Origin of the sequence: Candidatus Rhabdochlamydia porcellionis (genome assembly GCF_015356815.2) — a bacterium.
Lineage (GTDB): Bacteria > Chlamydiota > Chlamydiia > Chlamydiales > Rhabdochlamydiaceae > Rhabdochlamydia > Rhabdochlamydia porcellionis.
On record NZ_CP075585.1, the window covers coordinates 913,907 to 932,901 of the forward strand.

Here is an 18,995-nt window from a genome sequence, read left to right on the forward strand (position 1 = left end):
TTTATCTCAGTCTCTTAAAAAATGAAAGTATTTTGTTTTTGCCTCCCTTTGCAATCTTTTATTATGTAAAATTTCCATTGCACGTCTATGCAAATTCCATTATCGTATTGTAAATTAACCAAAAAACCAAAAAAATGCTTAAATACCCTAAGCACCTTCAGATACTCATTAATTTATTTAAAAGACTCCCAGGTGTAGGCAATAGAACCGCTGAGAGATTTGCTTTTCAAATATTTAATTGGCCTTTAGAAGACGTATTGCATTTTTCTACTACTCTTTCTGAATTAAACCAAAGAGTTGCTTTTTGCCCTGAATGTTCCTGTTTAGCAGAAGAAAATAATTGTCATTTTTGCCAATTACCCAATCGCAATACTTCTCAACTATGTTTAATTGCCTCTGTAAAAGACGCTTATGCTCTAGAAGAAATGGGTATGTACCAAGGATTATATCATGTGTTAGGATCGTTACTCTCTCCTATTGAAGGGAAAAATGCAGATTGCTTGCCCATGGAGAAGATTAAACAAAGAATGAAAAATCACTCGATTAAAGAAGTAATTATAGCTCTGGATTCTACCTTAGAAGGGGAAGCTACAGCTTTATATATAAAAGAACAACTAGAAAACGATGTGCATATTTCTCGTTTAGCTTTTGGATTACCTATAGGAAGTTGTTTAGATTTTGTCGATGGAAGCACTCTTGCAAGATCTTTTACAGGAAGACACTCTTTTTAAAAAAATCAATAAAAGTTAGTAATTTGCAAAAATTTCAGCAGTTTTCTTATAATCAATCCATTTGTATCGCTCTTGGAATAAAACACGCTATCGGATGAAATATCAAATGATCAAACAGCTTGCTACTTATCTCTCTTTAATCGCATTTACTAGCCTCTCTTCTGTATCATCGGCTTTTACCTCTTCTTCAACAGTAGTGTTTGAAGAGTGTCGTATTGCAGACATTGATTTACAAGTAGAGGACTTGAGTACAAACACCTCTTTTAATCCTCAAATTGTGCTTTCCAAGCTCAAAAGCAAGGTAGGAAATGTTTTTTCTCAAGCAGATTTTGACGCGGATTTAAAAACACTTGTTGCAGAGTACGATCGAGTAGAACCTTCTATACAGGTTCGAGACCAACAGGTATATATTACATTAAAAATGTGGCCAAGACCTAAAGTTCGCTCAATTACATGGAATGGAAATAAAAAAATTAAAACTACAGCCTTGCAAAAAGAATTAGGACTTAAGCCTAATGCCGTTTTTAATCGACAGTCTTTTAACAAATCTTTTAATAAAGTTAAAGAATATTACGTTAAAAAGGGTTATTTCGAATCACAGCTGCAATATATAACTGTGCCACACCCAAGAACAAATGAAGTGTCTATTAATATTGAAGTTTTTGAGGGACGATCAGGTCGAATTGAAGATATTGTCTTTCAAGGTTTCACAAAAAAAGAAACAAGCGAATTATTGGGAATGATCTATACAAAAAAATATAATTTGCTCAGCTGGCTAACAGGCAAAGGAACCTATCATGAAGAAGGGTTAGAACAAGATCGTTTAACCATTGTCAATTATCTTCAAAACTTAGGGTACGCAGATGCAAAGGTTGATATACAAATTCACGAAGCTGAAATAGAAGGGAAAATTATTCTGGTTATTTCCACAGAAAAAGGACCTGTTTTTCATTTTAATTCCATTCAATTTGAGGGCAATGAATTATTTTCTAACGAAGAAATCGAAAAGATTTTTCTCATCCATAAAGGCGATATATACTCACCGGAAAAATTACGGAAAACTTTGCAAGCCATTAAAGATTTATATGGACGCAAAGGATATTTAGAAGCAAATATCCAAGCTGAAGCTCAACCATGCGTAAATGACACAGCTTTTAATATCTCTTTTCATATTGATGAGGGAAAGCAATATCGCATTGGCATGATTCGGATATATGGGAACATGGCTACACAAACCCATGTCATCTTGCGTGAATCACTTCTCATACCAGGTGAAACTTTTGATACGGCAAAACTTCAAGCTACAGAAGACAGGTTGCAAAATGTCGGCTATTTTGAAAGTGTAAATGTATATGCAGTCCGAACAGAAGATGAAGAGCAATTTGGCAAAAACTATCGAGATATTTACATTGAGGTTAAAGAAACCAAAACCGGTCATGCCAGCTTATTTGCAGGATTTAGTAGCGCAGAAAGCATTTTTGGTGGATTGGATTTTTCTGAAGCAAATTTTAACATTAAAGGCTTTGCAAAACTTTTTTCAGAAGGCCCTGCAGTCTTAAGGGGGGGAGGTGAATATGCACATCTTCGTTTAAACTTTGGGAAAAAACAACAGGCCTACACGCTCTCTTGGTTGAATCCTTACTTTTGCGATAGTTTATGGAGAGTGGGTTTTGATGTATTTAATACCTATAGTGAATTAACATCCAAAAAGTACGATATTCAAAAATTAGGTTTTGATTTACATGCTTCTTATCCCCTCAATAATTTCTGGACTTTTGGAATGAAATATCGCTTCAATAACTCTAGAACGCATATAACGCAAAGTGCTACTCCCTTAGAAAGAGAGCAAGCGAATCAAGAAGGGATTGTATCAGGATTTGGACCATCTCTTACTTTTGATTCTACTGATAACCCTTTTAAACCACATAAAGGATTTCGTTCACGCTTAGAAACAGAATTTGCTGGCCTAGGAGGAGATTTTTATTTTTGGCGTTTTGCTTATTTAAATAGCTATTATATACCTCTTTGGAAATGTGGAACTTTTAAATCTCGTTTTGACTTTAACTTTATTGAGCCTGTTGGTAGAACAAGCCAACCTACACAAATTCCTTTAGGAGAGCGTTTTTTTATTGGAGGAATTAACTCTGTACGTGGTTATCGCGACTTTGATTTAGGAGATCATTTTTCTAATGGAGATCCCACCGGTGGTATTTCCTCCACTGTATTATCTCTTGAATATTTACACCAAATCTTTCCCTTCGTGGATGGATTTGTTTTTGTAGATGCAGGAAGTATTGGATTGAAACGCTGGTATATTAAAGACTTTAAGTTTAGTGCTGGTTTTGGAGCACGTATTGAAATAGCAAACAAAGTTCCTATTACTTTAGGAATGGGTTTCCCGATTAATCCCTCAGGACGCAGTGAAGTGCGTAGATTTTTCTTTTCTATGGGTGGACAATTTTAACAAGGAGTATATCTTATGAAAAATCCATTTATTTCGGCCGTATTGTTTTTTACAGTCCTTAGCACGTCTTTAATGGCTACCGAATACAAGGTAGTAAATACTCGAGACTGTTTTATGAATTCTAAATTAGGCAAACAAGAGCAAGAAGCTTTCGAAAATCTTAAAAACCAAAAAGCAACCTTAATTGAAGAGGTAAGCAAAGAGCTCGAAGATATTGTAAAAAAGCTAAGCAATCCAGACATTTTGGATAGCATGAACCCAGAAACAAAGCAGAAATTAGAAAGTGATTATGCTAGGTTAAGTCAAGATTTGAAAGGAATGTACGAAGAATGCCAGCAAATTCTTTATCAAAAAGAGATGCAGATTGGCCAAAAACTACAAAGCAATATTGATAAAGCTCTAGAAGAAATGAACAAAGAAGATAGCTGTATTATTTTAAAAAGCGATGCGTGCCATTATTACCCTAAAGAATTAGATATAACTAATACTGTGGTTAAAAAATTAGATGAAAAATTTGATCAAATAGCTCAAACACAAAAAAAAACTCCTAACGAAGCAAAGCACGAAGCAGTAAAATAGTTCATTTGTGTATAAAGAATCAAAAACAGAAGGAGCTGGGCATTTATCCATCTAGATAAGTGCCTATTAATCATATGAAAAAGTTTACTTTACAAGAAATTGCTGCGCTTACAGAATCAACTTTAGTAGGCAATCCTCATCATCTCATTAATAATGTTGACTCACTAGAAAATGCAGGCTTTGAAGACGCTTCCTTTTTAGCTAATCCTCGTTACCGTGCATCGATGAACCAGTCTAAAGCAGGAGTAATCTGTGTAGACAATACTTTTCCTGCAGAAGAAGGGAAAAATTTTCTTCTATCCGATAACCCTTCTATTACTTTTCAAAAGATTATAAAAATTCTCTTGCTTCCACAAAATAATTCAGGTTTTGAAGGAGTCCATCCTACTGCAGTTATTCACGAGAGTGCAGAAATCGGCCAAAATGTACAAATAGGCCCTTCTGTTGTAATTGACAAAAATGCAAAAATTGGCAAAGGATGCATCATTTATCCTTTCACTTTTGTGGGGCCTAATAGTTGCCTTGGAGAAGACTGCACCATCTATTCCCATGTAACCATTAGAGAGAAAACCATCCTTGGTAATCGCGTTATTCTACAACCAGGAGTTGTCATTGGCTCTTGTGGTTTTGGATATACAACATGTCAAAATGGTCAGCATTCCAAACTAGAGCAACTCGGCTCTGTTATCATTGAAGATGATGTAGAAATAGGTGCCAATACAACAATCGATCGAGCTCGTTTTAAAGTAACCAGAATCGGTAAAGGAACAAAAATTGATAACCTCGTTCAAATCGCCCATAATGTAAGCCTTGGGCCTCATAATATCGTTGTATCTCAAACAGGGATTGCTGGTTCTGTAAAAACCGGTGAAAATGTCATGTTTGGCGGACAAGTGGGTGTTGTAGGTCACGTGGAAATTGCCAGTAATGTCATGATTGCTACTCGTGGTGGAGTCAGTAAATCCATTGACAAACCAGGCAAATACGGTGGCAGCCCTGTTACACCCCTTCCCAAGTACAATAGAGAACAAGCACGTGTTAGAAATATCCCAAAATATTTAGCGCAAATCGAAGAGCTAAAAAAAAGAGTAGAAGAACTAGAGAAAACAGCTTTTAAAAACTCTTACTAAAGTAAGGTTAAGAGCTACTTTAGTCTTTTATAGTTCTCTTAAACATAAAAATTTACAATCTCAGAATACCTTATAGTTTATATTAATTTTTATATATTTATTAATTAATAATAATTACTACTCTTATTTTTAAACTTGGTTTAAAAAATATATTTTATATTTATTTTTATAATAAATTTATATAAAATACTCTTTTTTAAGTTTTTCTAAAGAGAGAAATGGTTATGAGCGGCATAGTAAGAGTTTTAAATAGAACTGTAAGCACAGTAAGTTCTGTTGTTCAGTCTGGAGGAGTTTTACGAGGCCAGGTAGGCTTTGAGCGTTGGTATTTTCACTACCACAATAAATTGAGTCCTCAACAAATGGCAAAAGATCCTTCCATCCAGATATTTTGCAGATTATGGGCTATTTCTTCTGCCATTGAAAGCTTTATTAAAGTAATTATTGTAGGACTTTCCGCTCTTTATTACGTTTACCGAGAAAACTATATAGAAGTAGAAAAACGAGTAGATGTCCTATACGAACAAGACAATAGCTTGTATTACAGTTTTGTTGCCACATATTCTCCGGAAAAAGCAGTAAAGGATTTTTCTCTATATAACGAAAAAGATCCTGCTCAATCAGCAATCCGAACACAATGGTTTGGCTATTCCTTAGGGAAGTATTCTTGGGGAACTTTCTATACTGGTGAGACAACATTAGAAATGCTTCTTAATACCCATTAAACCTTTTTTAATATTGCACTTAAATTCTGCATTTTGCCATAGCTTAAACTAAATACAAGGCTATGGAAAAATGATCGAATACTTCTTTAAAACAACAAAAAACGAATCTTTTATTCCGATTCCTTCTGCTAAAGATGGGTGTTGGGTTCATTTGGAAGAAGCATTAGCTGCTGATTTAGATCAGGTGGGTCAATTGATCGGATTGGAGTATAGTGATCTCCAAGATAGCGTTGATCGTTATGAAATTCCTCGTATTGAACATATTAAAAATAATGTACTGATCTTTTCTCGTTGTCCTATCGAATTAGACAATGCTGTTGGTTTATATACAGAAACGCTAACCATGATTGTCACCCCTTGCTATTTTATTACCATTAGCCCTCAAAAAAATGGCATATTGCGAGGATTTTTGAATAAACCAAATACATTTGCTACAATACAACGCTCTAAATTAGTTATTCATTTATGTATGCGAGTAATTCAAGAATTTACTACGCAGATTAGAAAAGTGCGTTATTACGTCTTAATGCAGGAAAAGGAAATCATCAGTGTAGATAGTGAGGATATCACTATTTTAACCCGCCAGGAAGAAATTCTGAATCAATATCTCTCTAGCTTAGAACCGATGGAATTGGTATTAAAAGAACTGCCGTCTGGAAAATACATTCCTCTGCAAGATAAAGATCAAGCTCTTTTAGAAGATGTATTTCTTTCTCTAAAGCAATCGGAAACCATTTGTGAGATTGCTTTAAAAAGTATTAGAAGTTTAAGAGATTCTTATCAAATCATTTTTACTAATAACCTACACAAAACAATTAAACTGCTAACAGCCTTAACCATTATCTTTAACATTCCTACCATTGTAAGCAGTGTTTATGGAATGAATGTAGCGCTACCTTTTGCAGAAAGCATGCATGCTTTTGCCATTATTTTATCTTTAATTTTTGGATTTAGTTTACTTTTTCTATGGTTTTTTAAGCGTAAAATGTGGTTATAAGAGAAGCATAGACGGCGCTTCTAAATATTTTTGTAGGGTTTTCAAAAACTTAGCCGCATCCACTCCATCTAATACCCGATGATCGGCCGATAATTGAAGCTTTAATGTTTTGCCTATGATCATTTTTTTATCTACTACAATAGGCTTTTCCTCAATCGCTCCTACAGCTAAAATAGCTGCTTGAGGTGGATTAATGATCGCTACAAATTCTGAAATACCGTACATCCCTAAATTAGAAATGGTAAAAGAGCCACCTTCATATTCTTCTTGCTTTAGCTTATTTGCCTGCGCTTTTACAGCTAGTGATTTTACCTCTTTAGAAAGCTCTTGTAGATTTTTATCATCAGCTGAACGAACAATTGGCGTAATTAACCCATCGGGTATACTGACAGCTATTGCTATATCAATGGTTTTAAAACGCATAATTGTACGAGATTCAGGATTAAATCCAGAATTTACCTGAGGATGTTCTCTTAAGGCCAAAGCAGTAGCACGCAGGATAAAATCATTAAAAGAGAGTTTAATACCTAAAGAAATTAACTCTTCTCTTAGAGAGACCACTTTATCCATTTGTACTTCTTGTGCGCAATAAAAATGAGGAATAAATCTTTTTGCATCTTGCAGACGTTGAGCAATCACTTTACGCATAGGAGATAAAGACTCTTCTTCAAATTCTCCAGCAGCTCTTTTAGGAAGCTCTTGTTGCTTCATATTAACACTTGATGATGTAAAAACAAGATCTCGACTCATAATTCTACCTTTTGGACCTGACCCTTTAACAAGATTTAAATTCAATCCTTGTTTTTTTGCAACTTTGCGAGCTAAAGGTGATGCTTTTATTCTAGTTGTAGCCTCTAAAGGCTCTTCTGTATATGAAGTTGGTTGTTTTTGAGGTTCTTGAAGAGGTGCTTCTTGAGTAAGAGAAATCCCTTCTAGTTGATATCCTTCTATGCTTTCGTTTTCCTGTTCAGTAAAAATGGCAATTGCTTGATTTACTTGTGCTGTGTGACCTTCTTGAATCAAGATCTTACGCAACCATCCTTCATCTAAAGCAGCATGCTCTACTGTAGATTTATCTGTTGCAATTTCGATAAAAGCATCGCCTTCTTTGACATATGAGCCTTCTTTCTTAAGCCACTTTACAATATTTCCTTCTTCCATTGTAGGAGATAGTTTTGGCATAGTTACAGTAAATGGCATAGAGATACTCCTTTAAGCTAAAACTTTTTGCACCGCTTCGATAATTTGCTCTTTAGTGGGCATAGTCTGCTTTTCCAATACTTTGGAATAAGGCATAGGGGTTTCTTTTTGTGCAACCCTTACAAGAGGAGCATCAAGGTCATCAAAACAATGCTCTATAACCTGAAAACCTACTTCTGCAGAAATTCCTCCAAATATGTGCCCTTCTTCCACAAGAACACAGAAATGGGTTTTGCGTACAGAAATTGCAATGGTATCGATGTCAAGGGGTTTAATGGTTCTCAAATCAATAAGTTCCACTTGAATTCCTTGGGTTTGCATTTCTTTTGCAACTTCCTCGCAAAGCAAAACCATCCGACTATGCGATATTAATGTAACGTGATTTCCTTCTCTAACAATATGTGCTTTTCCAATTGGCACTAGATACTCTTCTATGGGAATTTCCATTTTATCTCCATAGGAAAGCTCATTTTCCAAAAAAAGCACAGGATTACTCTGACGAATGGCTGACTTTAAAAGGCCTTTAGCATCATAAGGATTACTAGGAGCAACCACAATCAATCCAGGGAAATTAGCATAAAGAGCTTCTACACAATGCGAATGTTGCGAAGAAACCTGTGCTGCCGCTCCATTAGGTCCACGAAAAACAATCGGGACGGAAAATCTATTGCCTGACATATAATGCATTTTGATGGCATTAGATATGATTTGATCAAAAGCTACAAAAGAGAAATTAAAACTCATGAACTCAACCACAGGTTTTAAACCTGTCATTGCAGCTCCAATAGCAAGTCCGGAGAAACCAAGTTCTGCAATGGGTGTATCTATTACACGATCAGGGCCCCATTTCTCTAACATCCCTTTAGTGACTTTATAAGCTCCGTTATATTCTGCTACTTCCTCACCCATGATAAAAACACGTGGGTCTTTCTGCATTTCCTCATCAAGAGCTTGTCGCAGTGCTTCTCGCATTTCTATTAGTTGCGTGCTCATGTGTTACTCTCTTCTAATGGAGCAAATACATCTTGCTCTAGAGTTATGGGATCGGGCCAAGGACTTTGATCCGCATATTTCAAAGCATCTATTGCTATTTGTTTTTGTTTTTGGTTAAGGGCTTGATACTCGCTCTCTGTGATCATGTTTGCTTTTTGTATAACTTGCATTAACAAAAAGATAGGATCTTTTTGCATGTTGTTTTTTAGTTCATCTTTACTGCGATACAAAGCAGGATCTGAAATAGAATGTCCTTTAAATCTTTCTGTAATCACCTCAATTAAAACAGGTCGTGATATTTTTTTTACCTCTTCAAATGCCGCAGAAAAACCTGTATAGCAATTAAAAAAATCCATGCCATTTAAAGTATACCCTTTCATATTAAAGCTAGGAGCCTTTGTCTCTGCAATAGGCTCTAAACAAAGAGCTCTTGCTACATGAGTTCCCATACCCCAATGATTATTTTCAATCACATATATACAAGGAAGATCCCACAAGGACGCTAAATTCAGCGATTCATGAAAAGAGCCTTGAGCTACTGCCCCTTCTCCCAAAAAACATACAGAAACTTGTTTGGATTCTTTTAAAGCATTTTTTCGTTTATATTTAATGCTAAAAGCAGCACCAGTTGAAACAGGGATTTGTCCTCCTACAATTCCGTATCCTCCTAAAAGCTGCTCTGTAAAAAAATGCATTGAACCACCTCGTCCTTTTGCATTACCATTACTACGACCTAGTAACTCAGCCATGAGTTCGTTAGGAGTGGCTCCTAGTAATAGAGCCAAGGCATGGCAACGATAAGAAGTAGCCCACCACTGATCTTTCCCCATTGCAAAAACAGCAGCTGTTTGCACTGCCTCTTGACCAATATAAGAGTGAAAGAAACCACCAATCTTACCTTGCAGGTAGGCTCCTTCAGCTCGTGTTTCAAAATTGCGTATCAATAGCATTTGCTCAAGAACAGAAAGAAGTTTGTCCTTACCGAGTAAGGCAATCTCTTTATCTAAATTATTTGGAAAAAAATTGTACTCAATTACGGGTTGCTTTTTCATAGTCGATTTTTTTTCATTAAAACTTAAACTAGCGCAATTAAAATAAATAAATCAATCACATTGAAGAAAAAGGAGGAAATCCACCTTTATTTGGTACAATAGAGGGATTATTTGTGACTGGGACTGTACGCAAATCCTCATCACAACGCATTTGGTAACAACCAGAAAGGCAAATGACCCCAAAAACCATACTTAATAAGCGCATCATTATAACTCCTAATTTATTGACAATCAGGATACTATATATGAGAAAAATTGAAAAGCTAAGAATCTGGCCATTCTTATTTTTAGGATAAAATGATAGATCAATTTAATTTTGTAATCTATAATCCGTTAAAAACAGAGGGTTTATGAAAAAATTACGACCTATTTACTATGATACAGAAACAACTGGCGTAAAATCTGCTAAAGATCGAATTATTGAAATTGCTGCTTATGATCCGATAGAAGATCGCTCTTTTGTAGAGTTAATCAATCCAGAATGCCCTATTCCAAAGGAAGCCAGTGCTATCCATCATATTACTGATGAAATGGTAAAAGATGCTCCTAGCTTTAGAATAATTGCGGAAAAATTCACACAATTCTGTCCTGACAATACGGTATTAATTGCTCATAATAACGATGCCTTTGATCAATTATTTCTGGAAGCAGAATTTAAACGAGCAGAAGTTCCTCTTCCTTTTTTTCAATATATTGATACCCTTAAATGGGCACGTAAATACCGTAATGATCTTCCTAGGCATTCCCTACAATTTTTAAGAGAAACCTATGGTTTCTCTTCTAATCAAGCACACAGAGCGCTTGATGATGTAATCATACTCCATCAAGTTTTTAGCGTTATGATTGATGACTTGCCCATTCAAATGGTATTACAGCTTCTTTCTAAACCTCAAGTCATATCTCGGATGCCATTTGGTAAACACCAAGGAAAACCTCTAGAAGAGGTCCCTCGTAATTATGTTACATGGCTAGCATCTAGTGGTGCTTTTGATAAGTCAGAAAATAAAGAGCTAAAACAAAGTTTTGAAAAACTAGGAATTTTAACTCCATTTCTTTCAAGTACTTAATTTATTTCCTCTTAAGTAAAACATTCTTTAAAAAAATCTATAAAATATGTAAAAAACAAATTATGGAATTTAAAGTAAACTTTGAGAGGAAATATGAAGTATATTTATGAATTGATAGGAACTTTTTTCTTAGTTTTTACTGCTGGCATGACAATGCTTAGTCCAGATGGCGCTGGACTTTTAGCCCCCCTAGCTATTGGTTCTGTTCTTGCTGTTATGGTCTTTGCTGGCGCTCACATATCAGGCGGTCACTATAATCCAGCTATCTCTTTATCTGTATATATACGTGGCAAATTATCAGTAAAAGATTTAGGCGCCTATTGGTTAGTACAAATCATCGGGGCTATCATAGCTGCATGGATTGTTATGTATTTAAAAGGCACTTCTCAAGCATTTCCTATGCACTTTGATGTGTGGAAAGCGTTTTTAGCAGAATTTACTTTCACTTTTGCACTTTGCTATGTTGTTTTAAATACCGCTTATTCAAAAGCTACAAAAGGCAATTCGTATTATGGATTTGCTATTGGTTTTACAGTTCTTGCAGGAGCCTATGCGGTTGGACCCATCTCAGGTGGTGCATTTAACCCTGCTGTTGCATTAGCGATAACCATACTAAATATGAGTTTTTGGGCAAATTTTTGGGTATTTTTATTTGCTAATCTAATCGGTGGAATATGCTCAGCTCTTGTGTTTAAAGCTGCACATTCTGAAAAGTAAGAGCTAAAGGCAGACTTAAAAACCTGCCTTTTTATCTTATTACATTTCACAATCTCATATACAAACGCAAGAAAAAGTTTTTGTTTAATCGAGGAGTCTCACACTTTTAATTGAAGCTGACATTTCGAATGGTAAAAATCAACCATTAATTTTAACAACAATTGTCATTTTTTTAACTCTACTAAACCTGAAAATTAAGAATTAAACTCTTTTAAACTTCCTTATGTAAAGGCAGGTTTAACACCTGCCTATTTCAATACTCTACACTACAGGCTTTTATTCAGAAGATTCAAAATCTAGCAGTCTACAGGGTTTACGCAATTCACAGGTGCTATGGCAAGCACAAGGAAAAGTTCTGAACCTAAGTCTACTTGCTTCACTACAACCTCTTACAAAAGGTGTATTTTTGTTTAATCGAGGAGCCTCACATTTAAGACATGCCTCAACACACTCTGTGCAACGGTAGCTTAAAGTGAATGGTTGAGACTGACATTTCGAATCTCTCTGATTGCACTCTATGTCTGGGCATATCGATTGGTGAAAATCACCATTAATTTTAACAATAATTGTCATTTTTTTAGCCCTATTAAAAGTTACCAAACTATAGATGTTTCCTTATTTCATGAGTTTTCTAGCTCATGTTGCGTAAGACGCTTTATCCCAATAAGAGAAAAATTTCAACCTAAGACAATAGTTCTCATTGATTAGGTAAATGTGCATCCGAAAGCAATACGCTCGTATTAGATTTTTAAAAGTTTTCCATCAATATGGATCTCTCCCTGCTGATTCTAACTTGAAAAGTAAAAATCAAATTCTTCTAAACTTTTTTATGTAAAGGCAGGCTTAACACCTGCCTATTTCAATATTCTGCACTACAGAACTTTATTTAAAACGTGTAAGGTTTGACAGTTTAAAGCTCTAAGAAATCCAAAAATGAAATTGCTAACATTCACAGATTTCACAACAAGCACAAGAAAAAACCCTAGATTTAAGCTGGCGCGCTTCACTACAACCTCTTACAAAAGGTGCATTTTTGTTTAATCGAGGAGCCTCACATTTAAGGCATGCCTCAGCACACTCTGAGCAGCGGTAACTTAGAGTGAATGGTTGAGACTGGCATTTCAAATCTCTCTGATTGCCTTCTTCACTTGGGCATGTCAATTGGTGAAAATTACCATTAATTCTAACACTAATTGTCATTTTTTTAGCTCCGTTAAAAATGATTCGATCATAGATGTTTCCTTATTTTATGAGTTTTCTAACCCATGCAACATAAGGTATTTAATTCCATAAAAGAAAAACTTCTAGGTTAAGATAGTAAGATTTATAGAGGATTTTTGTCAAATAGTTTTTTATACGTAGAAATTACGATAAAGATTTCTCTGGAGTTTTTTTTAGATTATAATGAACCTCCCACATTCTTCGGAACTCAGGACAATTCTCTAATAACTGTTCTTTAGTTCCTTCAGCAATTTTAGCTCCTTGGGAAAGATAAATGATCTTATCTGCATGTTCAATTGTAGAAAGACGGTGTGCAATGATAATCTGGGTAATCTCTCCCTTTAAGCTGATAATCGCATCTTTAATATGCATTTCGCTAATGGAATCAAGCGAAGATGTTGCTTCATCTAAAATAAGAATAGGCGCTTTTTTAACAAGAGCTCTTGCAATAGCTAGGCGCTGTTGCTGTCCTCCGGAAAGGTTTTGTCCTGATTCTGCAAGTATTGATTGATATTGATTAGGTAAATGTATAATAAACTCTTCAGCATGCGCTTTTTTAGCTGCTTCTTCAATCTCTTGGTTAGTAAAAGGACGTCCAAAGGCAATATTAGCACTAATTGTATCACAAAATAAAAAAGGTTTTTGAGAAACAAAAGCAATATGCTCACGTAAGGATTTTTGCGTATAGGTCTTTAAGGATCTTCCATCAATACGAACCTCTCCTTGTTGAATGTCGTAAAGACGAGGCATTAATTGTACAATCGTTGATTTACCAGCTCCCGTGGGGCCAATAATAGCTATTGTCTCCCCTTTGCGAACGGTAAAGGAGATGTTTTTTAAAATCCAATCCCCTTGATAGCGAAACCATACCTTATCAAATTCTATCGAATCAAAAAATCCGGTAAGTTCAGTTGCATCTGGGTGATCTTGAATATCGGGCTTAATGTGTAATACTTCAAACATCCTCTCAGCAGCTACAATACCGCGCTGGATATTTCCATTTTCATCAGCAAATTTCTTAACAGGTTCATACACGAGCTGAAGCATCCCACAGAATACAATTAGTTGCGATAAGCTCATTCCAATTGTATAAAGACCAAATAAAACAACACAAGCTAAACACAAAGTGGTAATTGCATGTAAGATAGGACGAGTCAAAAGGCCATATTTAGCTGTTTTACTTTCTAAAATAGCCATACGTTCATTTTGTTCTTTATACTTTCTCAAAGAAAAACCTTCCATAGAAAAAATCTTAACCGTCTGTATACCAGCTAAAAATTCGATTAATATATTGGCAAAACTCTCTTGATTTTTTTGTAGTTGGCGAGAAGCTCTTTTAACTCTACGGGCTAAAAATACAATGGGAATGATAATTAAAGGTACTCCAAAAAAGATGACAAGAGATAAACGCCAAGAGAGATAAAAGCACATAGATAAACAAGTAATAATGGTAAAAGGCGTTTGCAGATAATTAGTTAACCAAGAATTAATAGAAGTAGCTATTTGTCCTGCATCACCAACAACACGGGCAGAAAGACTACCAATATTATGCTGCTGATAAAAACTCATCGGTAAGGATTGAATATGCTCAAAGTACTGCTGACGTAGATCCCGACTAACACGAATAGCAAGTAATTGTGTGGTATAACGACTTGCAAAAAGCCAAATTGCTTTAAAAATAGCAACAGAAATCAGAACTAGGACTAAAGCTTTAATATTATGAGAAAGACGGAATTTTTGTTTCACTTTAGCAAGCATCCAACTTAATGGATTACCTTCGCTTTTTTGTGCAATAAAAGAGATTGCTTGTTGTTTTGTGATCAGTCCTGTATAATTCTTGTCGATTAAATCCCATTTTTCTTGCACTTCTTTTAAAGAAACTACATCTTGACTGTTTTCTCTGGAAAATAAAGTAAAAAAATCTGCTCCATTATTTGATAATACACCTAGAGCAAACATCTCCATTTGACTAGAAATCGTTAGACAAAGCAGTGTAAAGAAAGTGATGATAAATAAATATAGATGGCGACGACTTCTTAGAGCAGCATCTAAAAGTAGTTTCATAGTAAATCCTTGAACCTAAGGATTACTCTTGAGGTAACCCCATATCTTCAACTAAGAACTTACCAATTTGCCGATATTTTTGATAGCGTTGTTCAATAAGAACATCGGGATCTATGTGTATTAGCCTCTTATATTGTTCAAGAATATATCCTTTAACTTGAGCATATATAAAAGATGGATCGTGATGAGCACCACCTAAAGGCTCTTCAATTTTTGTATCTACAATCTTGAATTTCAATAAATCTTCTACATGCATTTTTAAAGCTTTAGCTGCGGTTTCATTTTGATTGGTGCCTTTCCAAAGAATAGAAGAACCTGCCTCTGGAGAAATCACGGAATAATAAGAATGTTCTAGCATTCCTATTACATCAGCTATTCCAATCCCAAGAGCTCCTCCAGAACATCCTTCTCCGATTAAAATGGCAATAATTGGAGTAGAAAGACGACTCATTTCAAAAAGATTCTGTGCAATTGCCCACCCTTGACCTCTTTCTTCTGCAGCAAGGCCTGGATAAGCACCTGGGGTATCAATTAAACACAAAATAGGCAAGTGAAATTTAGCTGCAAGGCGCATATACCTTAAAGCCTTGCGATATCCTTCTGGATGAGGCATTCCAAAATTGCGATGCAAACGACTTTCTGTATCATGACCCTTTTCTTGTGCAATCACCATAAAATTCACATCATCTATCTTCGCCAAACCGCATATAATTGCAGGATCGTCCCCAAAAACCCTGTCTCCATGTAATTCAATAAATTTTTCGGTTAAATTGCGAATATAATCATTTGCTTTAGGCCTTTTAGGGTGACGACTAATGGTAACTCTTTCCCAAGGAGTTAGCTGAGAACATATATTTTTTTTTAATTTTTCTAACTTTGTTTCCAAATTCTCTATTTCATCTTTTGTCCACAAAGTGCTATCTTTTTCATTTTGTTCTTTTAATTGAGAGATTGTCTTTTCGTATTCTACAATCTGTTTTTCATGGGCTAACATAATATTTTCCTTTTTCTAACGCGAAGGCGCTGCCACTTCTATACCAGGCAGAGTGGCTTCTTTAAAATCTTTTACAATTTCAATAAATGTTGGCTTGGTAATTATAATGGAAAAAAGCTCCCCTATGTCTTTTGAGGCTAACCGAATGCATCCATTGCTGCTATAGTCTCCAATGCACGCCAAGTCTTCTATAAGTTGTCCGTTAGAATCAGCAATCCAGGGAGAGCCTTGTAATCCATAGCCTTTAACAGATTCCGAAGTGCATTCTATTTCTTGTTCAAAAGGAATCCAATGAGTACCAAATACTGTAATCATTTCCACTGTTTTATTTTGGTAAACTCCTTTGCTTCCCAATTGATAAGTAGCAACCCGCTTTCCCAAAAGATATTTGCCAAGGGGCGTTAAACTACCAGAGGGCTTGCTAGGATCTAATTTTCCTAAGCCAATAGAGTATGTTTTTAGCAATACTCTTTCATTGGTTCCTACATCAAAATAATAAAAACCCATCTTGCAACGAGAAATATCTACAAGTAGATAAAATTCCACTGTTTTATCTCTACGAAATACATTAAACCGACTTCCTTCTACTATCCTCTTTTGTGAAAAATATTCCTCTTTTGTATCTAGACTGCGTAAAATAAAAGAAGAAGAGGTTTGATAGTAGTCAGCATAATCATTTAACCAAGCAGGCCTACCTGCTAACCAGGAAACAGAGCTGCTATAAGAAATTGTCTCGACAATTGGGAATTGAGAAGTTAGATTTTTAGAAAAGAATTGATAAATCCGATCTATATAAGGTAAATCTCCATTTAACGAAAGCGGCTTAGTAGAGGTTTTTTTTATTTCTATTTTCTGCTGCATAACTATAGGGGGAATCGGTTTTTCTTCTATTTGACCTATTACTTTTTTATCATGATTTCTACTTTTTTTGATTACAGCTGTAATTGCTATGATAGAAAACAAAGCAGTTGAACCAATCAATAGAATTCTTCCAATAGCCAAATTTAGCCTCTCCTCATTTAAGGATTAGATGGTAAGAGTTAAATTCATATTATATTTAATTTTAATAAAGATTATAAACTATTTCAGATTAAATTAGAATAAAATAATGAATAGAGAACACCCCATTATATAGAGATAAAAAGTTGCATTTCAACTATTTAATGACAAGAAATGCAACTTGATTTGAGTTAACTAATCGGCACATTTTTATATACAGATTGATGCTCTGTGGCTGTGGTTAGTTTTCTTTTCTTTTCCATTAGCTTACGCATTTTCTTACCTGGAGTAAATTTTACAGCCAATCGAGCGGGAATGATAATAGGGATAGCTGCATTTTTAGGATTACGACCAATTTTCTGTTTCCGCTCCACTACTTCAAAAACCCCAAAATCGCGTAATTCCAGACGATTTCCTTCAGAGAGATAATCCGTTGTTTTATCTAAAAATGATTGAATCACATTGCGCACATCATTAGGGTGCAAGCCTCGATGCCTAGAGATCATCTGAATCAACTTTTTTTTAGTAATTGTTGCCATAAACCTTACTCTCCTTGTTTCTAAATATAAGCATTTTTAAAATACCTCTTTTTTTCTCTTAAAAGAGGGCATTTATCTATTTACATTCACTAGGCTCATTGTTGTATCGTCTTGATTTTCAATCAAGTTGTTTTTTATAAAAAAAAATCGACATCTCTTAACAAAGAGAGTGAAAAACGTAGTTTATCTTTAAATTATTTTTTAATAGAAACTAATATTTTTTTTCTTTTACCAGAACTGAAGATTAAAAACTGATCTTCAATCGCCATCTCTGGTTCAATTAAAAAATTGATATCATGAATTTTTTGATTATTGAGATATGCGCCATTATTATGAATAAGCCTTGCAGCTTCACTTTTACTAGAAACAAGACCTATCTTTACAGAAATATCTATATATTTCTGACCAATTAACTCAGACTGTTTTACATATTCAATGGGCATATCATTAGCTGAAATCTCTTTTAACACATCAAATTCCAAAATTGCTTTACCACCAGGGGCTAAGCATTGAGTAACCTTTTGAGCGATTTGCAGCCCTGTGCTTCCATGAATCAGCCGAGTCATCTCTTCTGCTAAGCGTTTTTGTGCTGTGTTAGGAATATATTCTGAACTCTTTATAGCTTGCTCGTATTCTGCAATCTCTGCTAAGTCCATAAAGGTAAGCATACGCATTAAACGAATGACTTCTGCATCTTGGGTTCGATAAAAATACTGATAAAATTGATAAGCAGAACACTTATCTTTAGAAAGCCAAATGGTCCCTTCTTCTGTTTTACCAAACTTTTTGCCATCCATGCGAGTGAGTAGAGGAAAAGTATACCCAAATACCTGCACATTGATCTTTTTACGTATAAAATCAATTCCAGCTGTAATATTACCCCATTGATCGCTACCACCTAACTGCAACTGTACATTATGATCGGTATATAAATGACAAAAATCATAAGCTTGCAATAATTGATAGCTAAATTCTGTAAAACTTATTCCCTCTTCAGAAGAAAGACGGGTTTTTACACTATCTTTAGCTAGCATAGTGCTCAAACGAAAATACTTACCTACATCTCGTAAAAAATCAATAAATCCATATTCTTTAAACCATTGATCATTATTGAGAATAAGAGGACACGTAGAAGGGTCTGAAAAATCAAGCACTTGTTCAAAATGCTTGGCAATAGAATGCACATTAGCAACAATTGTTTGAGCATCAAGTAAGGGACGCTCTATATTTTTACCTGAAGGATCTCCAATTCGCGCAGTAGCCCCTCCCAAAACAACAACAGGAGTATGGCCAAATTTTTGAAACCAACGTAAAATGATAATGCCTACTAAATGACCAATATGCAAACTATCTGCTGTTGGATCAAATCCTAAGTATACCTTGGTAGGTTTTTGAAGAAGATTTGTCAGTTCATCACTAGTAGTAGCTTCTAACAAACCACGCTTTTGTAAATGCTCTATAATCATGGGAATCTTTTAATGAAAACAAAGCCTCTATCTTAAGTTATAAGTGATTTTCCATCA

General features: G+C 35.1%; 18 protein-coding genes. 8 read left to right on the forward strand and 10 right to left on the reverse strand.

Going from position 1 to position 18,995, the window contains the following annotated elements; all coding sequences use genetic code 11:
* The first annotated feature begins 134 nt into the window (after window positions 1-134).
* The 6 genes from recR to RHAB15C_RS04225 all read left to right on the forward strand — a co-directional run bounded on the left by recR (window position 135) and on the right by RHAB15C_RS04225 (window position 6,626).
* Complete coding sequence (recR, locus tag RHAB15C_RS04200) at window positions 135-731, forward strand: recombination mediator RecR (protein ID WP_194845384.1); 597 nt, start codon at window positions 135-137, stop codon at window positions 729-731.
* A gap of 94 nt (window positions 732-825) precedes the next feature.
* On the forward strand, window positions 826-3,195 hold the full coding sequence (gene bamA / locus RHAB15C_RS04205; RefSeq protein WP_194845383.1) for an outer membrane protein assembly factor BamA: 2,370 nt from the start codon (window positions 826-828) through the stop codon (window positions 3,193-3,195).
* A 15-nt stretch (window positions 3,196-3,210) separates the two neighbouring features.
* Window positions 3,211-3,774 (forward strand): OmpH/Skp family outer membrane protein, encoded by a 564-nt coding sequence (locus RHAB15C_RS04210; protein ID WP_194845382.1) that lies wholly within the window; start codon window positions 3,211-3,213, stop codon window positions 3,772-3,774.
* Window positions 3,775-3,848: 74 nt separating this feature from the next.
* Complete coding sequence (gene lpxD, locus RHAB15C_RS04215) at window positions 3,849-4,904, forward strand: UDP-3-O-(3-hydroxymyristoyl)glucosamine N-acyltransferase (protein ID WP_194845381.1); 1,056 nt, start codon at window positions 3,849-3,851, stop codon at window positions 4,902-4,904.
* 224 nt (window positions 4,905-5,128) lie between these two features.
* Window positions 5,129-5,629 carry a hypothetical protein gene (locus tag RHAB15C_RS04220; RefSeq protein ID WP_194845380.1) on the forward strand — a complete coding sequence of 167 codons (501 nt, stop codon included), beginning with the start codon at window positions 5,129-5,131 and terminating at the stop codon, window positions 5,627-5,629.
* A 70-nt stretch (window positions 5,630-5,699) separates the two neighbouring features.
* Window positions 5,700-6,626: a magnesium transporter CorA family protein gene (locus RHAB15C_RS04225; RefSeq protein ID WP_194845379.1), complete on the forward strand. Its 927-nt coding sequence runs from the start codon at window positions 5,700-5,702 to the stop codon at window positions 6,624-6,626.
* Here RHAB15C_RS04225 and RHAB15C_RS04230 read toward each other — a convergent pair.
* Genes RHAB15C_RS04230 through RHAB15C_RS04245 form a run of 4 tightly spaced genes read right to left on the reverse strand, consistent with a single transcriptional unit; the run spans window position 6,621 to window position 10,079 of the window.
* Complete coding sequence (locus RHAB15C_RS04230; RefSeq protein ID WP_194845378.1) at window positions 6,621-7,826, reverse strand: pyruvate dehydrogenase complex dihydrolipoamide acetyltransferase; 1,206 nt, start codon at window positions 7,824-7,826, stop codon at window positions 6,621-6,623. The two genes, RHAB15C_RS04225 and RHAB15C_RS04230, sit on opposite strands and share 6 nt — an antisense overlap.
* A 12-nt stretch (window positions 7,827-7,838) precedes the next feature.
* Entirely contained in the window at window positions 7,839-8,819 is a 981-nt protein-coding gene (locus RHAB15C_RS04235; protein ID WP_194845377.1) for a pyruvate dehydrogenase complex E1 component subunit beta, read from the reverse strand.
* Window positions 8,816-9,871, reverse strand: a complete 1,056-nt coding sequence (pdhA, locus tag RHAB15C_RS04240; protein ID WP_194845376.1) for a pyruvate dehydrogenase (acetyl-transferring) E1 component subunit alpha — start codon at window positions 9,869-9,871, stop codon at window positions 8,816-8,818. The genes RHAB15C_RS04235 and pdhA overlap by 4 nt, the downstream gene beginning before the upstream one ends.
* A 55-nt stretch (window positions 9,872-9,926) precedes the next feature.
* Entirely contained in the window at window positions 9,927-10,079 is a 153-nt protein-coding gene (locus RHAB15C_RS04245; RefSeq protein WP_194845375.1) for a hypothetical protein, read from the reverse strand.
* 142 nt (window positions 10,080-10,221) lie between these two features.
* Here RHAB15C_RS04245 and RHAB15C_RS04250 point away from each other — a divergent pair, with 142 nt between their 5' ends.
* Together RHAB15C_RS04250 and RHAB15C_RS04255 are read left to right on the forward strand one after the other, a co-directional pair.
* Window positions 10,222-10,938, forward strand: a complete 717-nt coding sequence (locus RHAB15C_RS04250; protein WP_194845374.1) for a putative quorum-sensing-regulated virulence factor — start codon at window positions 10,222-10,224, stop codon at window positions 10,936-10,938.
* A gap of 93 nt (window positions 10,939-11,031) precedes the next feature.
* Window positions 11,032-11,655 (forward strand): MIP/aquaporin family protein, encoded by a 624-nt coding sequence (locus tag RHAB15C_RS04255; protein WP_194845373.1) that lies wholly within the window; start codon window positions 11,032-11,034, stop codon window positions 11,653-11,655.
* A gap of 942 nt (window positions 11,656-12,597) precedes the next feature.
* Here RHAB15C_RS04255 and RHAB15C_RS04260 read toward each other — a convergent pair.
* The 6 genes from RHAB15C_RS04260 to tyrS all read right to left on the reverse strand — a co-directional run bounded on the left by RHAB15C_RS04260 (window position 12,598) and on the right by tyrS (window position 18,938).
* Window positions 12,598-12,855 carry a hypothetical protein gene (locus RHAB15C_RS04260; protein WP_194845371.1) on the reverse strand — a complete coding sequence of 86 codons (258 nt, stop codon included), beginning with the start codon at window positions 12,853-12,855 and terminating at the stop codon, window positions 12,598-12,600.
* A 165-nt stretch (window positions 12,856-13,020) separates the two neighbouring features.
* Complete coding sequence (locus tag RHAB15C_RS04265) at window positions 13,021-14,940, reverse strand: ABC transporter ATP-binding protein (RefSeq protein ID WP_194845370.1); 1,920 nt, start codon at window positions 14,938-14,940, stop codon at window positions 13,021-13,023.
* Window positions 14,941-14,962: 22 nt separating this feature from the next.
* Window positions 14,963-15,934, reverse strand: coding sequence for an acetyl-CoA carboxylase carboxyltransferase subunit alpha (locus RHAB15C_RS04270; protein WP_194845369.1), 972 nt, complete (start codon window positions 15,932-15,934; stop codon window positions 14,963-14,965).
* Between the two features lie 15 nt (window positions 15,935-15,949).
* On the reverse strand, window positions 15,950-16,936 hold the full coding sequence (locus RHAB15C_RS04275; RefSeq protein WP_194845368.1) for a L,D-transpeptidase: 987 nt from the start codon (window positions 16,934-16,936) through the stop codon (window positions 15,950-15,952).
* A 188-nt stretch (window positions 16,937-17,124) separates the two neighbouring features.
* Complete coding sequence (locus tag RHAB15C_RS04280) at window positions 17,125-17,472, reverse strand: HU family DNA-binding protein (protein ID WP_194845367.1); 348 nt, start codon at window positions 17,470-17,472, stop codon at window positions 17,125-17,127.
* Window positions 17,473-17,666: 194 nt separating this feature from the next.
* On the reverse strand, window positions 17,667-18,938 hold the full coding sequence (tyrS, locus tag RHAB15C_RS04285; RefSeq protein ID WP_246587523.1) for a tyrosine--tRNA ligase: 1,272 nt from the start codon (window positions 18,936-18,938) through the stop codon (window positions 17,667-17,669).
* Window positions 18,939-18,995: the final 57 nt, after the last annotated feature.